This window comes from Pseudarthrobacter sp. lyk4-40-TYG-27, from assembly GCF_030209295.1.
In the GTDB taxonomy this organism is placed as follows: domain Bacteria; phylum Actinomycetota; class Actinomycetes; order Actinomycetales; family Micrococcaceae; genus Arthrobacter.
In genome coordinates this window covers 44869-66299 of sequence record NZ_JARVSH010000013.1, presented here as the reverse complement: position 1 = coordinate 66299, position 21431 = coordinate 44869, and the positions used below count along the sequence as shown (strand labels likewise).

Sequence of the window (21431 nt, the reverse complement as noted above, 5' to 3'; positions counted from 1 at the left end):
GGCTACTTGGGGTCCGGTATCGCCGATGGCCAGGGCAGCAGCTCCGGGAGGTCCGTGCCGTCGCCGGCGGCGGTGGCCCGCAGGCTGTCCAGCGATGGCTGCCTGCCTGCGAGCCACGCGGCGATGTCAGTGACCATGCCGCTGACGACGACGGTGCTGCCGCCGGCGCCGAGTCCCATCGGCGGCAGGGCAACGGGCTGCAGGACCAGCCGGGTTCCCGTGGGAACCCGGGCGGCCAGGAAGTCGAAAAGGTGCGAGCAGAAGGCCCCGTTCCAGGTTTCGGGGCCCGTGCCGGCATCCAGGTCCGAGGTGTGGATGACAAGTTCGCGCCACAGCGCCAGGCCTGCGTCGTAGATGACTCCGTCGCGGAAGGCGATTGGCGTCTGCCACTCAGGACCGGTCAGAGCATCGAAGGCGGCCAGCGCACGGTGGAGGGCTGCGGTGATGTCGGCGCGGTGCTGGCCGAGGCTGTGCCCCGCTGCAAGATCGATGGCACGGTTGCGTCCCTCTACGCCGCCGTCGTAGAGCGCCACCTTTTCGCCGCGGCGGCCGTGCTCCACCTGCCGGGCGAGGGCGTCGCAGATGCCGGCGATGTGGGCCAGCAGGTGGCCGCGGCTCCAGCCGGGAAGCGTTGACGGCGCCTGTTCGCCGCCGTCGGGAAGGCGGTCCAGGGCGGCGGCAAGCGCGTCGGCCGCCTTGTGCAGTTCGGCCTGGAGCGCCGCAGGGGAAGGTGAGGTCATGCGGCCAGCCTAGCGGAGCGCCCGGCGCGCCGGCGGCTATTCCAGCGGCGTTCCGTCCGGGCCAACGCGGTGCCGGACGTGCCGCCCGTCGGCGGCTGCCTGCCAGAACTCAATCTCGCGAGGCTGGAGTGCGTAGAGCTGCCAATTCGGGTTGTCGGTGCCGTCTGCGCGGGGCCGTTCGTGCCAGTCGAGGCTGGAGGCTTCGGCGGAGAGCCCGGTCACCGTCCCGGCGAGCCGGACCTGCCGGCCGAGGCGTGGCCAGTAAAAGTTCATCGCGGCCCTGGGCTCCGCCGTGAGTTCCCTGCCCTTGCGGGAGGTGCGGGACGTGGCGAAGTGCCAGCCGTCGTCGTCAATGTTCTTCAGGATCAGCATCCGGGAAGAAGGCTGCGGGCCCCCGCCGGACGCGGCATCCACCGTGGCGAGGCTGAACGCGTGCGGCTGCTGCTCCCCCGCATCCAAGGCCTCGTCCAGCCATTGTTTGAAGAGCAAAGCCGGATCCCGCGGGGCACTGCCGGGATGGAAGGCGGGCAGGTCGGCCGGGAAATCGGGCAGCGTGCGAAGGAACTTCCGGAACGTTTCGCTCATGGACCCAGCCTAGCCACATGCGGGTTTCAGCACGCCCAACCACCCGCGCCCGCCCCCGACGCCCGCTCAGGTATTGCAGTGGAACTACCAACGCCCGCTCACTTCTGCCCTTAAAACGCCAACGCCCGCTCACTTCCGTAAAGGAAGTGAGCGGGCGTTGACGCAAAACCTGCAGGAAGTGAGCGGGCGTTGGCCCAAAACCGGCAGGAAGTGAGCGGGCGTTTCAGCCGGCGTACGCCCGGACGTCCGCGAGTTCACCCTCCAGGGCGACAAGCTGGCGTTCGACGGCGGCCGGTGCCGTGCCGCCCTGGGAGTTGCGGCTGTTCAGCGAACCTTCCGTGGACAGGACCGTGCGGACCTCCGGCGTGAGGTGCTCCGAAATGGCGGCGTACTCCTCATCCGTCAGATCCCACAGCTCAACGCCGCGGGACTCGGCCTGCTTGACCGCGGCACCGGAGAGCTCGTGCGCCTCGCGGAACGGCACGCCCTGGCGGACCAGCCACTCGGCGATGTCCGTGGCCAGAGCGAAACCCTGCGGGGCCAGGGACTCCATCCGTTCCGTATTGAACTTTAGGGTGGCGATCATGCCGGAGACGGCCGGGAGCAACAGCTCCAGGGTGTCGGCGGCGTCAAACACCGGTTCCTTGTCCTCCTGCAGGTCGCGGTTGTACGCGAGCGGCAGGCCCTTAAGCGTGGCCAGCAGCCCGGTCAGGTTGCCGATCAGGCGCCCTGCCTTGCCGCGGGCCAGCTCTGCCACGTCCGGGTTCTTCTTCTGCGGCATGATCGAGGAGCCGGTGGAATAGGAATCGTGCAGGGTGACGAAGGAGAACTCCTTCGTGGCCCAGAAGATCACTTCCTCGGAGATCCGGGACAGGTCCACGCCGATCATCGAGCAAACCCAGGCGAACTCGGCGAAGACGTCGCGGGACGCGGTGCCGTCGATCGAGTTGTGCGTGGCCGAGTAGAACCCAAGGTCAGCCGCCACCGCTTCGGGGTCCAGCCCCAACGAGGAGCCGGCCAGCGCACCGGAGCCGTAGGGCGAGACCCCGGCCCGCTTGTCCCAGTCCTGGAGCCGCTGCACGTCGCGCAGCAGCGCCCAGGCGTGGGCCAGCAGGTGGTGGCTGAGCAGGACCGGCTGGGCGTGCTGCAGGTGGGTGCGGCCCGGCATGGCAACACCGTGGTGCGCCTTGGCCTGCTCCACCAGGGCATCCACTGTTGCCAGGACGCCCCGGGCAATGATCCGTGCATGGTCGCGCAGGAACATCCGGCCCAAAGTGGCCACCTGGTCGTTACGCGACCGGCCGGCGCGGAGCTTGCCGCCGAGCTGGGCACCGGCGCGCTCGATCAGGCCGCGTTCCAGCGAACCGTGCACGTCCTCGTCGGACTCGGCCGGAGTGTACGCGCCGGAGGCGACGTCCGCGTCCAGGCGGTCCAGGGCATCCAGCATTCCCGCCAGCTCGCCGTCGTCAAGCAGTCCGGCCTTGTGCAGCACGCGCGCGTGCGCCTTGGAGCCGGCTATGTCGTAACGGGCCAGGCGCCAGTCGAAGTGCGTGGACTTGCTCAGCGCCGCGAGGGCGTCCGCGGGGCCGCCGGCGAACCGGCCGCCCCACAACGCACCCGTGTTCGTCCCCGAGCGCACCCCAACCTCGCTGCGCTCGGCCGGGGACCCCTGCGCTCGTGGGCCCTGCTTGGAATTCTGCTCAGCCATCCGGGCTACTTTCCTGCGACGCGGATGTCGCGGCCGGAGGCAACCTTGGCGGACATGCCCCACAGCTCGATGAAGCCCTTGGCCTGGGACTGGTCGAAGGTGTCGCCGGTGTCGTAGGTGGCCAGCGAGAAGTCGTACAGCGAGGTGTCGGAGCGGCGGCCGTTGACGATGGCCTGGCCACCGTGGAGGGTCATGCGGATGTCGCCGGAGACGTACTTCTGGGTGTCCTCGATGAAGGCGTCCAGGGAGCGCTTGAGCGGGGAGAACCACTGTCCGTCGTAGACAAGTTCGGCCCAGCGCTGGCCAACGGTGGCCTTGAAGCGGGCCTGCTCGCGCTCGATGGTGATGTCCTCCAGGTGCTTGTGCGCGGTGATCAGCGCCATGGCACCGGGGGCCTCGTAGATTTCGCGGGACTTGATGCCCACCAGGCGGTCCTCGACGACGTCGATGCGGCCCACGCCCTGGGCACCGGCGCGGCGGTTGAGTTCCTTGATGGCCTGCAGCGGGGTGACCTTGACGCCGTCGATCGCGACGGGGACGCCTGCCTCGAAGGAGATGGTGACTTCATCCGGTGCCGGCGGGAACTCCGGGGTGGCGGTGTAGTCGTAGATGTCCTTGGTGGGGGCGTTCCAGATGTCCTCGAGGTAGCCGGTTTCCACGGCGCGGCCCCAGACGTTCTGGTCGATCGAGTACGGGTTCTTCTTGGTGGTCTCGATGGGCAGTCCCTTTTCCTCGGCGAAGGCGATGGCCTTGTCGCGGGTCAGGGCGAGGTCGCGGACCGGGGCGATGCACTTCAGGTCCGGGCCGAGGGTCTGGATGCCCACTTCGAAGCGGACCTGGTCGTTGCCCTTGCCGGTGCAGCCGTGGGCCACGGTGGTGGCGCCGAATTCGCGGGCGGCCTTCACCAGGTGCTTGACGATCACCGGGCGGGAAATGGCGGACACCAGCGGGTAGTGGCCCTGGTACAGGGCGTTGGCCTTCAGCGTGGGCACGCAGTATTCGTTGGCGAACTCGTCCGAGGCGTCTGCGACGTAGGCCTCGACGGCGCCGCAACCGAGGGCGCGCTGGCGGATGGTTTCCAGAGATTCGCCGCCCTGCCCGACGTCGACCGCCACGGCGATGACCTCGGCACCGGTGGCTTCACCGATCCAGCCGATGGCTACTGACGTGTCCAGGCCGCCGGAGTAGGCCAGCACAATGCGTTCAGTCACTTTAAATGCTCCTTGTTGGGGTTGGTTGATGTTCTGACGTCAAGCTTATTGCCCGGCTTCCTCGGCCAGTTGCAGGAAGCGGGCTGCGAGGTCCGGGCCGCCCAGCGGATCGCGTGACACCAGCAGGACGGTGTCGTCCCCTGCGATGGTGCCCAGGATGGATGGCATCACCGAGTGGTCGATGGCCAGGGCCAGGAAGTTCGCGGCACCGGGCGGGGTCCGCAGGACGGCGATGTTGGCGGAGGCTTCCGCCGTGACCAGCAGTTCGCTGCACAGCCGGGCCAGCCGCGCGTCCAGGATTTCCTGCGTGACGCCGCTCTTCGCGGCCCGTTCACCGCCTTCGCCGGGGACGGCGTACACCAGGACGCCTTCCTTGCCACGGACGCGGACCGCACCCAGTTCCACCAGGTCCCGGGACAGGGTTGCCTGGGTGACCTGCACGCCGTCGTCCGCCAGCAGCGCCGCAAGCTCAGCCTGCGAACGAACGGACTGCCCGGTAAGGATGGCGGTGATGCGTGCCTGCCGGGCGGTCTTGGTGGCCGGGCTGCTGCCCGGGGAGGACGGCTGGGCGGTCACTGGAACGTGCTCTCCCCGGCACCTTCAACGGGGGAAAGGCCGTCAACGACGGCCAGGCCGGACCGGTGCATCAGCCAGGCCATCAGGGCCTTCTGGGCGTGCAGGCGGTTTTCCGCCTCGTCCCAGACGATGGACTGGGGTCCGTCGATGACGTCCGCTGAGATTTCGTAACCGCGATAGGCAGGCAGGCAGTGGAGCACGACGGCGTCTTCCGCGGCGAGTGCCAGGGCGTCCGAATCGACGGAGTAGTCCCGGAACAGCTGGAGCCGTGCTTCCTTCTCGGCTTCCTGCCCCATGGAAACCCACGTGTCGGTGGCCACCACGTCCGCTCCCTGCAGGGCTTCCTTCGCATCGGTGGTGACCAGCACGGAACCGCCGGTTTCGGCCGCCCGTTCCTTCGCGGCCGCCACGATGTCCGCGGCCGGCAGGTAGCCTTCCGGCCCGGCAATGCGGACGTGCATCCCGGCCGTGACGCCGGCCAGCAGGTAGGAGTTGGCCATGTTGTTGGCGGCGTCGCCGAGGTAGCTCATGGTGAGCCCCTTCAGTTCGCCCTTGTGCTCCTTGACGGCGAGGAGGTCGGCCAGGAGCTGGCAAGGGTGGTAGTCGTCGCACAGGGCGTTGATGACCGGGACTTTGGAGTTGGCAGCCATGGCCACCAGCCCGGAGTGCGCGCCGGTGCGCCAAACGATGGTGGACACCATCCGTTCGAGGACCTTGGCGGTGTCCTCCACGGATTCCTTGTGCCCGATCTGCGCCTCGCCGGGATTGATGATCAGGGCATTGCCACCCATGTCGGCGATGCCCGTGGCGAACGAGACGCGGGTCCGGGTGGAGGTCTTGTCGAAGATGACGGCCACGGTCTTGCGTCCGCTGCGCGCAGTGGCGAACGGCTGGACGCTGTACGGAGCGGCCTTCATCCGGGCTGCGAGTTCCAGGACCTCTGCCTGCTCGGCGGGGCTGAGGTCGGTGTCCTTGAGGAAGTGCCGGGTTGCGGTGGTCACTGGGCGTCCTTAGCTGTCTGGAGGATTGCCGGGAAAGCGGCGAGGAAGGTGTCCGCCTGGGCTGTGGTGAGGATCAGCGGCGGTGCCAGGCGGATGGTGCGCGGGCCGGGACTGTTGACGATGAAGCCTGCGTCGAGGGCGGCCTGCACGACGGCGGGGGCGACGTCGGCGTCGAGGTCGAAGCCGACCAGCAGCCCTTCACCCCGGACCTCGGTGACGCCGGGGACCGCGGCCAGTGCGGAGCGCAGGTGCGCACCCACCGCGGTGGCGTTGGCCAGGACGTCCTGGCTTTCGAGCGCGTGGAGGGTGGCCAGGGCGGCCGCCGTGGCCACCGGGTTGCCGCCGAACGTGGTGCCGTGCTGGCCGGCGGACAGCAACGACGACGTCTTCTCACCCATGGTGATCAGGGCGCCGATGGGGAATCCGCCGCCGAGGCCCTTGGCCAGGGTGACGGCGTCGGGGACGATCCCGGCGTCTTCGCTGGCCAGCCACTTGCCGGTCCGCCCGATGCCGGTCTGGACCTCGTCGAGGATCAGGAGTGCTCCCGCCTTGGTGGTGGCCTCACGGGCAGCCTGCAGGTAGCCCGGGGGCAGCGGCCGGACGCCGGCCTCGCCCTGGATGGGCTCCAGGAAGACGGCGGCAACGGTGTCATCCACTGCTGCCTGCAGCGCAGCGATGTCGCCGAACGGAATGTGCACCACGCCACCGGGCAGCGGTTCGAACGGTGCCCGGTAGGCTTCCTTGGCGGTCAGCGCCAGGGCACCCATGGTCCGGCCATGGAAAGCGCCTTCGAGGGCGATGATTTTGCTCCGCTTGGTGTCGCCGGCGCCGGTGTTGCGGCGGGCAAGCTTGAACGCTGCCTCGTTCGCTTCCGTGCCGGAGTTGCTGAAGAACACCTTGGACCCGGCAGGGGCGTGGGTGAGCTCCAAAAGTTTCTCCGCCAAGGCCACCTGCGTGGGGCTGGTGAAGAAGTTCGAGACATGGCCCAGGGTTGCCAGCTGGCTGGCGATGACTGATGTCACGAAGGGGTGGGCGTGGCCGAGGGCGTTGACGGCGATACCGCCGAGCAGGTCCAGGTATTCCTTGCCGTCGGCGTCCCACACCAGGCAGCCGGCGCCGCGGACCAGGACGCGCTGGGGCGTGCCGAAGACGTTCATCAGCGAGGTGGAGTAGCGGGAGAGCCACTCGGAGCCCGCGTGGCCCGTGGTTTGCACCAGTTCGGCCACCGGGGTTTCGACAAGCTCAACCTCTGCGGTGTGCTTACTCATGCGTTGTTCTCCTCGTCCGGGACCACCTGGGTGCCGATGCCCGCCGTCGTAAATGTTTCAAGAAGCATGGAGTGGGGCAGGCGCCCGTCCACGATGTGCGCGCGCTCCACGCCCTCGTCGATGGCCTTCAGGCACGCGGCCATCTTGGGGATCATGCCCGATTCGAGCCGGGGCAGCATCTTCCGCAGCTCGGAGGCCGTCAGCGATGAAATCAGGGAGGACTTGTCCGGCCAGTTGGCATACAGGCCTTCGACGTCGGTCAGGATGACCAGCTTGGAGGCGCCCAGTGCCGAGGCGACGGCGGCGGCCGCGGTGTCCGCGTTGACGTTCAGGACCTGGCCGGTGGGCTGGAAACGCCCGGCACCTGGCACGTTCTCCCCGCCGTCGACAATCTCCGGGGCCACAGTGGAAATCACCGGGATGCGGCCGGCGGCCAGGATGTCCACGATGCCCGCGGGGTCGACGCCGACCACCTCGCCCACGAGCCCGAGGTCGATGTCTTCGCCGTCCACCACGGTGCCGGTGCGGACGGCGCGCAGCAGCCCGCCGTCTTCGCCGGACATGCCGACGGCGTAGGGCCCGTGGGAGTTGATCAGGCCCACCAGTTCGCGCCCCACCTGGCCGGTGAGGACCATGCGGACCACGTCCATGGCTTCCGGGGTGGTGACGCGCAGGCCGCCTTTGAACTCGGATTCGATGCCCAGCCGGCCGAGCATGGAGTTGATCTGGGGGCCGCCGCCGTGGACCACCACCGGGTGGATACCCACGTGGTGCAGGAAGACGATGTCCTCGGCGAAGGCCCGGCGGAGTTCGTCGTTGACCATGGCGTTGCCGCCGTACTTGATCACCATGGTGGTGCCTGCGAACCGCTGGATCCAGGGCAGCGCCTCGATCAGGGTCGCGGCCTTGTCCTGGGCAGCGGACATGCTGGTGGTTTCACGCGTCTGGGTGTTCATGCTGTCACTTTCCGCAGCGGTTCCTGCCGGGAGCAGGAGCTCCTAGCTGGAGTAGGCGCTGTTCTCGTGGACGTAGTCGTGGGTGAGGTCGTTGGTCCAGATGGTGGCTTCGGCGTCGCCTGCCTGCAGGTCGATCTCCACCAGGACCTCGCGCGGTTCCAGGTCCACCAGGCTCCGGTCGTCGCCGATGCTGCCGTTGCGACAGATCTGGATCCCGTTCATGGCCACGTTGAGCTTGTCCGGTTCAAACGCAGCGTCCGTTGTGCCCACGGCGGACAGCACGCGGCCCCAGTTCGGGTCCTTGCCAAAGATGGCGGCCTTGAACAGGTTGGAGCGGGCCACGGAACGGCTGACCGTTTCGGCGTCCGCTTCGCTGGCGGCATTGAAGGTGCGGATGGCGATGTCGTGGCTGGCGCCCTCGGCGTCGGCGATCAGTTTGCGGGCCAGTTCGGCGCAGACCTGGGTGAGGCCGGCACCGAAGTCCGCTGCGGAAGGTACGGCCCCGGACGCGCCGGAGGCCAGCAGGACCACGGTGTCGTTGGTGGACATGCAGCCGTCCGAGTCGGCGCGGTCGAAGGTGACGCGGGTGGCGTCCCGCAGGACGACGTCGAGCATTTCGGATTCGACGGCGGCGTCGGTGGTGAGGACTACCAGCATGGTGGCCAGGCCGGGGGCCAGCATGCCGGCACCCTTGGCGATGCCGCCGATGCTGAACTCCTGGCCGTCGGCGTCGGTGCCGATGAACAGCGCCGATTTGGGAACGCTGTCGGTGGTCATGATCGCGGTGCCCGCCGCCGGACCGCCGTCGGCGCTCAATGCTGCCGCCGCCGCTTCGACGCCCGGCAGGATCTTGTCCATGGGCAGCTGTTCACCGATCAGGCCGGTGGAGCAGACAAAGACGTCGGTGGCCGAAATCCCCAGGACCTCTGCCACTTTCTCCGCGGTGCTGTGGGTGTTCTGGAAGCCGGTGGGGCCGGTGCAGGCGTTGGCGCCGCCGGAATTGAGGATCACGGCGTCAACGCGGCCGTCGGAGACCACCTGGCGGGACCAGTGGACCGGAGCCGCTGCCACCCGGTTGCTGGTGAACACGGCGGCCGCGGCCTTGGCCGGGCCGTCGTTGACCACGAGGGCGAGGTCCGGGTTGCCGGAAGCCTTGAGGCCGGCGGTGACGCCGGCTGCCCGGAATCCCTGGGGTGCGGTGATGGTCACGGGGCTACTCCCTGCAGGTTGAGGCCGTCGGTTTCCGGCAGGCCGAGTGCGATGTTCATGGACTGGACGGCGCCGCCGGCGGTGCCCTTGGTGAGGTTGTCAATCACGCAGGTCACGATCACGCGCCCGGTGTGGGGGTCGAGGGCGAGCTGCATGGCGGCGTGGTTGGAGCCCTGGACGGACTTGGTGGCTGGCCACTGGCCTTCCGGCAGGACATGGACGAACGGCTCGTCATCGTACGCGTCCGTCCAGGCCTGGCGCAGCTGCGTCGCGGTGGTGCCGGCCTTGACCTTGGCCGTGGCGGTGGTGAGGATTCCGCGGCTCATCGGTGCCAGCGTGGGGGTGAAGGACACCGTGACCTGCTCCCCCGCCGCGTTGGACAGTCCCTGCTCGATTTCCGGTGTGTGCCGGTGTCCGCCGCCCACTCCGTACGGGCTCATGGATCCCATCACTTCGGAGCCGATGAGGTTGACCTTGGCCGCCTTGCCCGCGCCGGAGGTGCCGGAGGCGGAAACGATGACGACGTCGTCGGGCTCCAGCAGGTGGGCTGCAAACCCGGGAGTGAGCGCCAGCAGGGCGGAGGTGGGGTAGCAGCCGGGGACGGCGATGCGCCTGGCACCCTTCAGGGCCTCGCGCTGGCCGGGCAACTCCGGAAGTCCGTACGGCCAGGTGCCGGCGTGGGCGGAACCGTAGAACTTTTCCCAGGCCTCGGGGTCCTCGAGCCGGTGGTCGGCTCCGGCATCAATGACGACCGTTCCTTCCGGCAGCTGGGCGGCGATTTCGGCGGAAGCACCATGCGGGAGGGCAAGGAAGACGACGTCGTGGCCGGAGAGGTTCTCCACCGTGGTGTCTTCCAGGATCCGGCTTGCCAGTCCGTGCAGGTGCGGCTGCAGTTCGCCCAACCGCGAGCCCGCGTTGCTGTGCGCCGTAATTGCGCCGATGGTCACACCGGGGTGCCCGGCCAGGAGGCGGAGGACCTCTCCCCCGGCGTATCCGCTGGCTCCCGAAACCGCAACAGAAATAGTCATGCCTCCACCATACAACAATAATTATGCAATGGGGCCGATATTTATGCATGCGCAATCCGGGGACGGTTGTTCCGCATCCGTGTCCGTCCGGCACAGGGTGTCCCTAGGATGGACTTCGGCAGCCGGGCCGGAAATACCGGAACCCGGGAAAGGAGCGCCATGACGCACGCAATCGTCGCACGGCAGGCAGGCGGACCGGAAGTCCTCGACTACGCCGCGGTTGAGCCCCCCACTCCCGGCCCGGGGCAGCTGCTGTTCAAGGTGGGCGCGGCCGGCGTGAACTTCATCGATACCTACAAGCGCAGCGGCACCTACAAAGTGCAGTACCCCTTCACCCCCGGCTCCGAGGCCGCCGGCACGGTGGAGGCGGTGGGAGAGGGGGTGACCGGATTTGCCGTCGGCGACCGGATTGCCACGGCTGAAGGCATCAACTGCTACGCGGACTACGCGCTGGTGGACGAAGACGCCGCGCTGCCGGTACCAAGGGGCCTGGACGTCTTTACCGCCGCGGCTCTGCCCCTGCAGGGCATGACTGCCCACTACCTGATGAACTCCACCTTCAAGGTGGAACCTGGCCACAAGGTCCTGCTCCATGCCGGCGCCGGAGGCGTGGGACTGCTGCTGATCCAGCTCCTTAAGGCACGGGGCGCTGAGGTGTTCACCACGGTGTCCACGGACGAAAAGGAAGACTTGGCGCGCGACGCCGGCGCGGACCACGTGCTCCGCTACGAAGGATTCGCGGAGCACGTCAGGGACATCACGGGCAGTACCGGCGTGGACGTGGTGTACGACGGTGTGGGCAAGGACACCTTCGACGGTTCCCTTTCAGCCTTGCGCATCAGGGGGATGCTGGTGTTGTTCGGTGCCGCATCGGGCCCCGTCCCGCCGGTCGACCCGCAGCGCCTGAATGCCGGCGGCTCCTTGTTCCTGACCCGCCCCACGATGGGCCACTACCTCCGGGATGCCACGGAACGGCGCTGGCGCTCCGGCGAGGTGTTCGCAGCGGCGGCCGAGGGCAGCCTGAAGGTGCGGGTCGGGGCCCGTTACCCCTTGTCGCAGGCAGCCCTCGCGCACCGCGACCTTGAGGGCAGGAAGACCACCGGCAAAGTGCTCCTGGTTCCGTAACCGCAGGCAACGTGAACACCGGGCAAACCCCCGGGCCGCCTCAAACGGCGCGTCCGGGCGCGCCGGACACCTTTTGTTCATCTTCTCCCGGGAAAATGCACGGGTGACCCAGCAGCAGGTCCCCTTCGGGGATGACCATCCCGGTGCAGCGCCGGCCAGCACCGTCCGACAGGATCCTGCGGCCTCGGCAGCCGTGCCCCCGGCAGACGACAGCGGCAGTGGCCTTGCCCCGCACCGGCCCCAGCTGCCGGGGGCCGCGGCTGCACCGGCGGCCCGGACGCTGATCGATATCCTGCAGGACACCGCGGCCCGCTTTCCCGACGCCTCGGCGCTGGACGACGGCCGTACCTCACTGAGCTACGCGCAGCTGCTGGACGCTGTCCGCGCCACCGGCCGCCGCCTGCACCAGGCCGGGTTCGGCGCCGGGGACAGGATTGGCATCCGGATCCCGTCCGGCACCAGCGAACTCTACGTCTCCATCCTCGCCGTCCTCCTGGTGGGAGCCGCGTATGTCCCCGTGGATGCCGACGATCCCGAGGAACGCGCACGGCTGGTGTTCGGCGAGGCCAACGTGGCAGCCGTCCTGGGGCAGGGCGGTTCGATCAGGCCGGGCGCATCGATCGGGACCGGGCCGGCCGGGCAGGGGCGGAAAGGCCCGTTCAAAGGCGCACGGCCCCCGGAACCTGGCGACGACGCCTGGATCATCTTTACCTCCGGCTCCACCGGAACACCCAAGGGCGTGGCGGTCCGGCACCGGTCTGCCGCTGCCTTCGTGGATGCGGAGGCAAGGATCTTCCTCCAGGACGAACCCCTCGGTCCGCAGGACCGGGTCCTGGCCGGGCTGTCGGTCGCCTTCGACGCTTCCTGTGAGGAAATGTGGCTCGCCTGGCGGCAAGGCGCCTGCCTGGTGCCCGCACCGCGCGCCCTGGTCCGGACCGGCATGGACCTTGGCCCCTGGCTGATCAACCACGGCATCACCGCCGTTTCGACCGTGCCCACCCTCGCTGCGCTCTGGCCGGCGGAATCGCTCGAGAACGTCCGGCTACTCATATTCGGCGGCGAGGCCTGCCCGCCCGAGCTGGCCAGCCGCCTGGCCGTTGAAGGCCGCGAAGTCTGGAACACGTACGGTCCAACGGAAGCAACGGTGGTAGCCTGCGCGGCGCCCCTGGGTGCACCCGGTCCCGTGCGGATCGGGTTGCCGCTGGACGGCTGGGACCTGGCCATCGTGGATGGGAACGCGGTACCGGTAGCCGAAGGCGAAGTAGGCGAACTCATCATCGGCGGCGTTGGCCTGGCCCGCTACCTCGATCCTGCCAAGGACGCGGAGAAGTACGCGCCCATGCCCACCCTGGGGTGGGACCGGGCCTACCGGTCGGGTGACCTGGTGCGCTTCGAGCAGGCCGGCCTGGTCTTCCAGGGCCGGGCCGACGAACAGGTCAAGCTCGGCGGCCGCAGGATTGAGCTGGGCGAGATCGATGCCGCGCTCCAGTCCCTTCCCGGGGTGGCCGGCGGCGCCGCGGCAGTCCAAACAACGGCCGCCGGAAACCACGTCCTGGTGGGCTACCTGGCGCCGGCGGCCGGGGTGGTCCTTGACCTTTCGATTGCCCGGGAGCAGCTGACGACAAGCCTGCCTGCGGCCCTGGTTCCCATGCTCACCGTGGTGGACTCCCTGCCGACCAAGACCAGCGGCAAGGTAAACCGGCACGAACTCCCATGGCCGCTGGCCGGGGCTGGCGCCGCGGAGGCTAACGCCGCCCCCCTGAATATTCCGGATGACGCCGCCTGGATCGTGGAGCAGTGGAGCAACGTGCTGGGGAGCCCGGTCAGCTCGCTGGACGCCGATTTCTTCGCGTACGGTGGCGGTTCACTCTCGGCCGCCCAGCTGGTCTCGGCCCTGCGGGTCCGCTACCCCACCATCACCGTGGCCGATATCTACGCGACGCCGCGGATCGGTGCGCTGGTGGAAGTGGCACGCCAGTCCCGTCCCGGCGGCCCGGCGGTCCCGGCACCGGAGCGCTCCGTGCGGCCCACTGCCAGGAAGTCCCAGGTTTTCCAGACCCTGATGGGTGTGCCGCTGCACATCCTGGTGGGCATGCGGTGGCTGACCTACGTCATGGCCCTGAACAACCTGTTGTCCGGGCTTGCCGGGTTCACTGCCGCTCCCACGGTCTCGTGGTGGTGGGTGGCGGTGTCCTGGCTGGTGTTCGTCAGCCCGGCGGGGCGGATGCTGTTGGCCATCGGCGCGGCCCGGTTCCTGCTGCGCGGGGTGGAACCGGGCATCTATCCGCGGTCCGGGCGCGTCCACCTGCGGTTGTGGCTCGCCGAACAGATCCAGGACCTCGCCGGCGCCGTCAGCCTCGCCAGTGCGCCATGGGTCCCGTATTACGCCCGGGCGCTGGGTGCAAAGATCGGCCGGGACGTCCAGCTGCATTCGCTGCCTCCTGTTACCGGGATGCTGACGCTGGGCAGCGGAGCCAACGTGGAACCGGAAGTGGACCTCTCCGGCTGGTGGATCGACGGCGACGATGTCCATATTGGAGCCATCCGGATTGGCCGCGGAGCCAGCGTGGGCGCACGCAGCACGCTGATGCCCGGCGCCTCGATCGGAGCCGGGGCGCAGGTGGAAGCCGGTTCCGCGGTGCTGGGGAAGGTCAAGGCAGGCCAGCTGGCGGCCGGGTCTCCGGCGCGCCGGCAGGGCAAGGCCAAACACAGCGTGCCGGATGCCGCAGCCCAAGGCAGGTTTGCCGCACGCGCCTGGTTCGCCGGCTTCGCGCTGGCGTCGGCTTGCCTTTCCGTCATCCCTTACGTGTCCGCCGCTGCCGCGCTGTGGGTCGCGTTCGCCTTCATCCAGGGCAGTACCTCTCTCACCGAAGCCCTCCCCCGGCTGGTGCCGGCCCTTGCCCCCGCGTCGCTGGTGTGGTTTGCCGTGAACGCCGTCCTGGTGCTGGCTGCCACGCGCCTGCTGTCCATCGGGATCGCGGAGGGCTACTACCGGATCCGCAGCCGGGTGGGATGGCAGATCTGGGCCACCGAGCGGGTGCTGGACCTGGCCAGGGACCTGCTGTTCCCGATCTACGCCAGCCTGTTCACCCCGGTGTGGCTTCGCCTGCTGGGCGCCAAGGTCGGGAAGAACGTCGAGGCCTCCACCGTGCTGCTGATACCGAAAATGACCACCGTGGGAGAGGGTGCCTTCCTGGCCGATGACACCATGGTGGCCTCTTACGAGCTCGACGGCGGCTGGTTGCGGGTGGCACCGGCCAAGATCGGCAAGCGGTCCTTCCTCGGCAATTCCGGCATGACCGCCGCCGGCCGGAACGTGCCCAAGAACTCGCTGGTGGCCGTCCTGTCCGCGACGCCGGCAAAAGCCAAGGCGGGCACCTCCTGGCTGGGAAGCCCGCCGGTCCGGCTGCGGCGGACCGCGATCGCCTCAGACGGTTCCCGCACTTTCCAGCCCCCGGCGCAGCTGAAGGTGGCCCGGACCCTGTGGGAGCTGGGCCGGTTTGTGCCGGTCATGCTCACGGTGGCCATCGCTGCCGGCACCATGCTGGCCTTCGACTGGATCGCTGCAGCCCTGGGCTATGGCGCCGCAGCCGTACTCACGGGCGTGGTCATGCTGCTGGCGGGCTTTGTGGCCGCAGCCGCGTCCGTCGTCGCCAAGTGGATCCTGGTGGGCCGGATCCGCCCCGGCGAGCACCCGCTCTGGAGCTCGTTCATCTGGCGCAACGAAGTAGTGGACAGCTTTATCGAGATGGTGTCCGCGCCATGGTTTGCGCGGGCTGCTTCCGGCACGCCGGCCCTGGTCTGGTGGCTGCGTGCGCTCGGCGCGAAGATCGGCAGCGGCACATGGTGTGAAAGCTACTGGCTGCCCGAAGCCGACCTGGTGACGCTTGGCCGCAACTCCACGGTGAATCGGGGCTGCGTGGTGCAGACGCACCTGTTCCATGACCGGGTGATGAGCATTGACGCTGTTACGCTCGAGGACGGGGCCACCATGGGCCCGCACGGGGTCATCCTTCCCCAGGCCAGGGTCGGCGCAGGCGGAACAGTGGGGCCGGCGTCCCTGGTGATGCGCGGCGAAGCAGTTCCCGCCGCGACGTACTGGATGGGCAACCCCGTCAGTCCCTGGAGCGGCCCCGGATCGCCGTCTGCCAACCGAAGGTCCCCATGAGTTCTTCAGCATCATCCGCGCGCGGCAGTGTCAACGAGGCCGGCGGCGCTGCCCCGGATCCTTACCTGCCCGGCGCCGGGACCAACGCCTTCCGGGTGGAGCGGTACGAACTGGACCTGGACTACCGGGTGGCCAGCAACCGGCTCAGCGGCAGGGCGGTGCTGCACGGCGTCACGTGCGTCCCGGAGTCGGCCATTGTGCTGGACCTTGCCGGGCTGCGCGCCACCAAAGTGCTGCTGGACGGCCGCAAGCCCCTTCGGTTCAGCCAGCGGGCAGGGCAACTTGTGGTTGCGGCGCAGAACCCTTTCGAGGCCCGGCAGCCGTTCACGCTGGAGGTGCGCTACGAAGGCAACCCGCGGCCACGTCGGGGCCTCTGGGGTGAGGTGGGCTGGGAGGAGCTCACGGACGGCGTCCTGGTGGCCGGGCAGCCCAACGGGGCGCCCTCCTGGTTCCCGTGCAACGACCACCTCGGGGACAAAGCCAGCTACCGGTTCACCGTGACCACCGATGCGAACTACCGCGTGGTGTGCAACGGCGTCCTGCAATCGCACACCGCCCGGTCCAGCCGGGAAACCTGGGTCTACGAACAGGCCGATCCCATGCCCGCCTACCTGGCCACCGTGCAGATTGGCAGGTATGCGCTGCTGGAACTGGACAGCGGTCGGCACGGCACCCCCGTACCGCAGACCGTGGCCGTCTCCCACGCCTTGGCGGACCGGGCACGGGCCGGCCTGGCGCTCCAGCCGGCCATGATGCGCACCTTCAGCAGCTGCTTTGGCCCCTACCCGTTTCCCGGGTACGTCGTGGTGGTCACCGAGGACGAACTGGAAATCCCGCTTGAGGCGCAGGCAATGTCCATCCTTGGCCCCAACCACCTGGGCCTGGACTGGGAGTCCCAGCGCCTGATCGCCCACGAACTCTCCCATCAATGGTTTGGCAATGCCCTGACGGCGGCCAGCTGGCAGGACATCTGGCTGCACGAGGGCTTTGCCTGCTACGCGGAATGGATCTGGTCCGAAGAAGCCGGCGTCATGGCCGTGGCGGACCGGGCCCGGGCTGCCTGGCGCCGGCTGGCCGCCGAGGAGCAGGACATCCTGGTGGGAGACCCCGGACCTGGGCGGATGTTCGATGACCGCGTCTACAAACGCGGAGCACTGGCTGTCCATGCCGTCCGGATGGCCGTCGGCGACCTTGCCTTCTTCGCCGTCCTGCAGGACTGGACCGCCAGCCACCGGCATGGCTCGGTGACCACACAGGACTTCATCATGGCCGTCAGCCGGGCAACAGCCGTGGATGCCGAATCCCTGCTGCACCCGTGGCTCTACGAGGAGCCGCTGCCGCCATTGCCGGCGTCCTGAGCGGGCACGGAAACCGCGACGGCGGCGGCCAGGTGGGCGGGCAGCCCGGTTTCCGCGGGGCCAAGGTCGATCAGTCCGGGACGTTCCAGGACGTCAAGGGAGGACGGCATCCTGCTGAGTCCCTCGCCGGTCATCTTCAGCCAGGCCTCTTTGCGGGCCCACAACCTTGCCTTGGCTGCAGGGAGGAGGTCCGCCGTGACGCCCCGGAGCGCAAGCCGTTCGGCAGGTGCCAGCGCCAGTCCGTCGAACCCGTCGAAACCGGTGCGGGCCGGATCCTCGATGTCCGTCCCGAGGCGGGTTCCGGGTGCGGCATCCGGCACGGCCGCGAGCAGGGTCCAGCCGCCGGCCCGGGACAGGCTGAGGGCCAGGGGCACGGGGGCACCCCGATAGGTGTACCCGGGCCTGCCGTGGCCCAGGTCCGGGCCCGTGCCGCAGCGCGGGCAGCCGTAGGCCGTGGCGAGGTCTGCGGCGGACACTGACAGCAGGCTGGCGGCGAAGTCCCGCTGGGCCAAACGCCCGGCCAGGAACGCCGTCCCGGCGGCAGCCGCCATGGCCTTGGCCCGCGCCAGTTCCACGCCGTCCAGGAGGCGTTCGGCGTCCTTGCGCACCGCGGCGGCGTCGCCGGGCAGCAGGAAGGGCGGGACTGCACGCATTTCACAGTGCGTCATGACCCGCCCTTCCGGAGGCTGCGAACAGGAACTAGCGCTGCACGGCTCCGAAGCGTTCCGCGGCCAGGGCCACGGCGCTTTCGCGCGCGGCCGAGGCTTCGTCCGCGGTCAAGGTGCGGTCGGCGGCCCGGAACCGGAGCCCGAAGGCCAGCGACTTCTTGCCGTCCTCAATGCCCTTGCCGGCGTAGACGTCGAACAGGGCGACGTCCTCCAGCAGCTCGCCGGCACCTTCACGGAGGGCGGCGAGGACCTCGTCGGCCGGGACGTCGGCCGGGACCACGAGCGCCACGTCCTGGGTGGCCACGGGGAAGGTCGAGATGTGGCGGGCCACGATCACGTCCGGTGCGGCGTCGAAGAGGGCATCGGCATTGAGTTCCAGCGCCACCGAACGGGCCGGCATGTCCGAGGCCGCCAGCAGCTTGGGGTGCAGTTCGCCCGCGTACCCCACGGTCTCTCCCGTCCGCAGTGCGAGCCGGGCGGTGCGGCCGGGATGGAACGCCTGGTGGCTGCCCTGCGTGACCACAAGGTCGACGCCGAGGACGTCGCCCGCAAGGCGGGCAACATCCAGCGCGTCAGCCCAGTCCCACGTCCGCGGAGTGTGGCCGGCAGCAGCCGGGGAATCGTGGCCGGTGAGGATGGCGGCCACATGGAACGGCTGGTCCGGGACGCCGTCGTAAAGTGCGTCGAGCACCTCGTCGGCGGGCTTTTCCCCCAACGGCGGGATGGCGGCGGTACCCATGGCGGCGCCGGGAAGGAAGACCAGGCCGGACTCGAACAGGGCGAGGTCGCGGAAGCCGCGGGAATGGTTCCGCTTGGCCACCTCGATCAGGCCCGGAATGATCGAGGTCCGCAGGTAGCCCTGCTCCTCGCTGATCGGGTTGGCGAGCTTGACGGCGCTCCGGGGGGTGGCTTCGTCGGCCGTGCCGAAGGTGTCGTTGGCCGCCTTGGACACGAACGGGTAGGACAGGACCTCGGTGAGTCCGGCGTCCGCCAGGGCCTGGATCAGGCGCCGGCGCTGCTGCTGGACCCGGGTGAGGCCGCGGCCGGGAGGGGCCACGGGCAACGTGGCAGGGATCTTGTCGTAGCCCACCAGCCGGGCGATTTCCTCTGTGAGGTCTTCCTTGGTTTCCAGGTCGCTGCGCCAGCTGGGCGGCGTCACGGTCCAGCCGGCGTCGTGCTTTACGACGACGGCACCCAGGTCCTCCAGCGAGGTGACAATCTGCGCTTCGGTGAAGTCGATCCCGATGCGGGCCGCGGCGAAGCCGGCCGGCAGCTCGATGGTGACGGTTTCGGGGGCGGTGCCGACGTCGGTCCCCGCCTCATCGGCGGATCCCCCGGCCAGTTCCACCAGGAGGTCCACCACGCGCTGCGCGGCGATGCCCGCAACCTGCCAGTCAACGCCGCGTTCGAAGCGCTTGGACGCCTCGGACGGCAGCTTGTGCCGGCGCCGGGAACGTCCGATGGACACGTCGTCGAAGTGTGCCGCCTCAACCAGGATGTTCGACGTCGAATCGCTCACCTCGGTGGCCGCGCCGCCCATGACGCCCGCGATGCCGATGGCGCCGGAGTCGTCGGTGATCAGGAGGTCCTCCGCATCAAGGGTGCGCTCCTTGCCGTCCAGGGTGGTGATCTTCTCCCCTGCGGACGCGCGCCGCACCACGATGTCGCCGGACAGCTTGTCCAGGTCGTAGCAGTGCGTGGGCTGGCCCAGCTCAAGCATGACGTAGTTTGAAATGTCCACCGGCAGCGAGATGGAGCGGATGCCGGCCAGCCGCAGCCGGGATACCATCCACTGCGGGGTGGGCCGGGTGGCATCCACGCCGCGCACCGTGCGGGCCACGAAGCGGTCGCAGCCGGGCGTGCCGTAAATGGGGGCGTCGTCGTTGAGCTTGACGCCGTAGCCGCCGGACAGCTCGGCCGGGGCGTTGACCTTCGTGGCGGGATCCGTGAAGGCGGTGCCGGTGGCGTGCGCGTACTCGCGGGCCACGCCGCGGATGGAGAAGGCGTAGCCGCGGTCCGGGGTGACGTTGATTTCCGCAGCCTGGTCGTAGAGGCCTAGGAGCTCCATGGCGTCGGTGCCGATTTCCGGGTCCAGCCCGATGCGGGAGAGCACCAGGATGCCGTCGTGGTCATCGCCGATGCCCAGTTCGCGGACGGAGGCGATCATGCCGGCGGAGAGGTGGCCGTAGGTCTTGCGGGCGGAGATGTGGAAGTCGCCGGGCAGCACGGCGCCGGGCAGGGTGACCACCACTTTGTCGCCTTCCACGAAGTTGTGGGCGCCGCAGATGATGCCCTGCACGCCGGAGGGGTCGATGCCGTCTCCTGTCAGGGTCTGCTCCTGCCCTTCGGGCACGACGCGGACCTGGCACCAGTTGATGGTCTTGCCGTTGGTCTGCGGTTCCTTGACCAGGCTCAGGACCTGGCCCACCACCACGGGCCCGCGCAGGGCGTCGGTGGGGCGGTGGACCGCTTCCTCTTCGAAACCGACCTTGACCAGTTCGGCCATGACGTCTTCGGCCGTTGCATCGGCCGGTACGGCCGCGAATTCACGCAGCCAGGAAAGTGGGATACGCACTGTTAGATCTCCATCCCGAAGTGCTCGCTGAACCGTACATCGCCTTCGATCATGTCGCGCATGTCCCCCACCTCGTTGCGGAACATGAGGGTACGCTCGATGCCCATGCCGAAGGCAAAACCTGAATAGACGTCCGGGTCGATGCCGGCGGCGCGCAGGACGTTCGGATTGACCATGCCGCAGCCGCCCCACTCGATCCACGCCGGGCCCCCCTTGGCCCCGGGATGGAAGATGTCCAGTTCGGCGGACGGCTCCGTGAACGGGAAGTAGTTGGGGCGCAGCCGGATCTGGGCTTCATCGCCGAACATCTGCCGGGCGAAGTGCTCAAGGGTGCCGCGCAGGTCCGCCATGCTGAGGTTCCTGTCGATGGCAAGGCCCTCGAACTGGTGGAACACCGGGGTGTGGGTGGCATCGAGTTCGTCGGTGCGGAACACCTTGCCGGGGCACAGCACGTAGATGGGTACTTCGCGCTCGAGCATGGAGCGGACCTGTACCGGGGACGTGTGCGTGCGCATCAGCAGGTGGGCTTCGGGCGGCTCAACGAAGAAGGTGTCCTGCATTTCGCGGGCCGGGTGGTCCGGCTTGAAGTTCAGCGCATCGAAGTTGAACCACTCCGATTCGACCTCGGGGCCTTCGGCGATTTCCCAGCCCATGCCCACGAAGATGTCCGCCACGCGGTCCTGGAGGGTGGAGAGCGGGTGGCGGGCACCGGCACGGCGACGGCGCGGCGCGGCGGTGACGTCCACGGTTTCCTCAACCAGGATGCGGGCATCGTTCTCGGCTTCCAGGACGGCCGTGCGGTCGGCGAGCGCCTTGTTGACCCGGCCGCGGGAGGCGCCCATCAGCTTTCCGGCGAGCGCCTTCTGGTCCTTGGGCAACCGGCCGATCTCACGGTTGGCAAGGCTCAGCGGGGATTTCTCGCCGCTGTGGGCAAGCCGCACCGCCTTCAGCTCGTCAAGGGTGGCCGCACCGTCGATGGCGGTGATGGCCTGGTCTACAGCGGCGTTGATGGCGGCCTCATCCGTGGGGTTCGGAATGGCGGCGCCCGGCAAAGTTTCAGTCATCTACTGTTCTTAGCTACGAGTCGTGGCTGCCGGCGGGCGGGGCAGCCGTACGCGGTTTCCCGCTTGGCGCGTCCGTCGCTGGCAGGTCATGGATGAATGCGCTGAACGTCAGTTCATTCAATGACCAGGTCAGGGCTCGCCGGCAGGACCGGCGGCCACTGCCCTCCAGTCTAGTTGAACCCTCCGGCTAC

The 21431-nt window shown here is 68.9% G+C and carries 16 protein-coding genes; 3 read left to right on the top strand and 13 right to left on the bottom strand.

Annotation, left to right across the window (positions count from 1 at the left end; genetic code table 11):
• Positions 1–2 precede the first annotated feature (2 nt).
• The 10 genes from QRM96_RS19450 to argC form a co-directional block, all read right to left on the bottom strand.
• On the bottom strand, positions 3–740 hold the full coding sequence (locus QRM96_RS19450; protein WP_285320624.1) for a maleylpyruvate isomerase family mycothiol-dependent enzyme: 738 nt from the start codon (positions 738–740) through the stop codon (positions 3–5).
• 36 nt (positions 741–776) lie between these two features.
• Positions 777–1325 (bottom strand): pyridoxine/pyridoxamine 5'-phosphate oxidase, encoded by a 549-nt coding sequence (locus tag QRM96_RS19445; protein ID WP_285320623.1) that lies wholly within the window; start codon positions 1323–1325, stop codon positions 777–779.
• A 223-nt stretch (positions 1326–1548) separates the two neighbouring features.
• Positions 1549–3033, bottom strand: a complete 1485-nt coding sequence (argH, locus tag QRM96_RS19440; protein WP_285320622.1) for an argininosuccinate lyase — start codon at positions 3031–3033, stop codon at positions 1549–1551.
• A 5-nt stretch (positions 3034–3038) separates the two neighbouring features.
• The gene (locus tag QRM96_RS19435) at positions 3039–4244 is read right to left on the bottom strand and encodes an argininosuccinate synthase (protein WP_018763590.1); all 1206 of its coding nucleotides are present in this window, start codon (positions 4242–4244) and stop codon (positions 3039–3041) included.
• A gap of 45 nt (positions 4245–4289) precedes the next feature.
• Positions 4290–4820: an arginine repressor gene (locus QRM96_RS19430; protein ID WP_018763591.1), complete on the bottom strand. Its 531-nt coding sequence runs from the start codon at positions 4818–4820 to the stop codon at positions 4290–4292.
• Complete coding sequence (gene argF / locus QRM96_RS19425) at positions 4817–5821, bottom strand: ornithine carbamoyltransferase (protein ID WP_285320621.1); 1005 nt, start codon at positions 5819–5821, stop codon at positions 4817–4819. The genes QRM96_RS19430 and argF overlap by 4 nt, the downstream gene beginning before the upstream one ends.
• Positions 5818–7089: an acetylornithine transaminase gene (locus QRM96_RS19420; RefSeq protein WP_285320620.1), complete on the bottom strand. Its 1272-nt coding sequence runs from the start codon at positions 7087–7089 to the stop codon at positions 5818–5820. The genes argF and QRM96_RS19420 overlap by 4 nt, the downstream gene beginning before the upstream one ends.
• Positions 7086–8045, bottom strand: coding sequence for an acetylglutamate kinase (gene argB / locus QRM96_RS19415; RefSeq protein WP_285320619.1), 960 nt, complete (start codon positions 8043–8045; stop codon positions 7086–7088). Before argB ends, QRM96_RS19420 begins: the two co-directional genes overlap by 4 nt.
• A 42-nt stretch (positions 8046–8087) precedes the next feature.
• On the bottom strand, positions 8088–9254 hold the full coding sequence (argJ, locus tag QRM96_RS19410) for a bifunctional glutamate N-acetyltransferase/amino-acid acetyltransferase ArgJ (protein WP_285320618.1): 1167 nt from the start codon (positions 9252–9254) through the stop codon (positions 8088–8090).
• Positions 9251–10282 carry an N-acetyl-gamma-glutamyl-phosphate reductase gene (argC, locus tag QRM96_RS19405; protein ID WP_285320617.1) on the bottom strand — a complete coding sequence of 344 codons (1032 nt, stop codon included), beginning with the start codon at positions 10280–10282 and terminating at the stop codon, positions 9251–9253. Before argC ends, argJ begins: the two co-directional genes overlap by 4 nt.
• 159 nt (positions 10283–10441) lie before the next feature.
• Here argC and QRM96_RS19400 point away from each other — a divergent pair, with 159 nt between their 5' ends.
• The 3 genes from QRM96_RS19400 to QRM96_RS19390 all read left to right on the top strand — a co-directional run bounded on the left by QRM96_RS19400 (position 10442) and on the right by QRM96_RS19390 (position 16933).
• On the top strand, positions 10442–11407 hold the full coding sequence (locus QRM96_RS19400) for a quinone oxidoreductase family protein (RefSeq protein WP_285320616.1): 966 nt from the start codon (positions 10442–10444) through the stop codon (positions 11405–11407).
• 193 nt (positions 11408–11600) lie between these two features.
• Positions 11601–15575, top strand: coding sequence for a Pls/PosA family non-ribosomal peptide synthetase (locus QRM96_RS19395; RefSeq protein WP_285320630.1), 3975 nt, complete (start codon positions 11601–11603; stop codon positions 15573–15575).
• Positions 15572–16933 (top strand): M1 family metallopeptidase, encoded by a 1362-nt coding sequence (locus QRM96_RS19390; RefSeq protein WP_285320615.1) that lies wholly within the window; start codon positions 15572–15574, stop codon positions 16931–16933. Before QRM96_RS19395 ends, QRM96_RS19390 begins: the two co-directional genes overlap by 4 nt.
• Here the strand turns inward: QRM96_RS19390 and QRM96_RS19385 are convergent.
• The 3 genes from QRM96_RS19385 to pheS are packed head-to-tail and all read right to left on the bottom strand — an operon-like array spanning position 16897 to position 21240.
• Positions 16897–17601 carry a 4'-phosphopantetheinyl transferase family protein gene (locus QRM96_RS19385; RefSeq protein ID WP_285320614.1) on the bottom strand — a complete coding sequence of 235 codons (705 nt, stop codon included), beginning with the start codon at positions 17599–17601 and terminating at the stop codon, positions 16897–16899. The two genes, QRM96_RS19390 and QRM96_RS19385, sit on opposite strands and share 37 nt — an antisense overlap.
• Before the next feature lie 31 nt (positions 17602–17632).
• The gene (gene pheT, locus QRM96_RS19380) at positions 17633–20176 is read right to left on the bottom strand and encodes a phenylalanine--tRNA ligase subunit beta (protein ID WP_285320613.1); all 2544 of its coding nucleotides are present in this window, start codon (positions 20174–20176) and stop codon (positions 17633–17635) included.
• 2 nt (positions 20177–20178) lie between these two features.
• A complete protein-coding gene (pheS, locus tag QRM96_RS19375) occupies positions 20179–21240 on the bottom strand; it encodes a phenylalanine--tRNA ligase subunit alpha (RefSeq protein ID WP_018763602.1) in 1062 nt (353 codons plus the stop codon).
• Positions 21241–21431 lie beyond the last annotated feature (191 nt).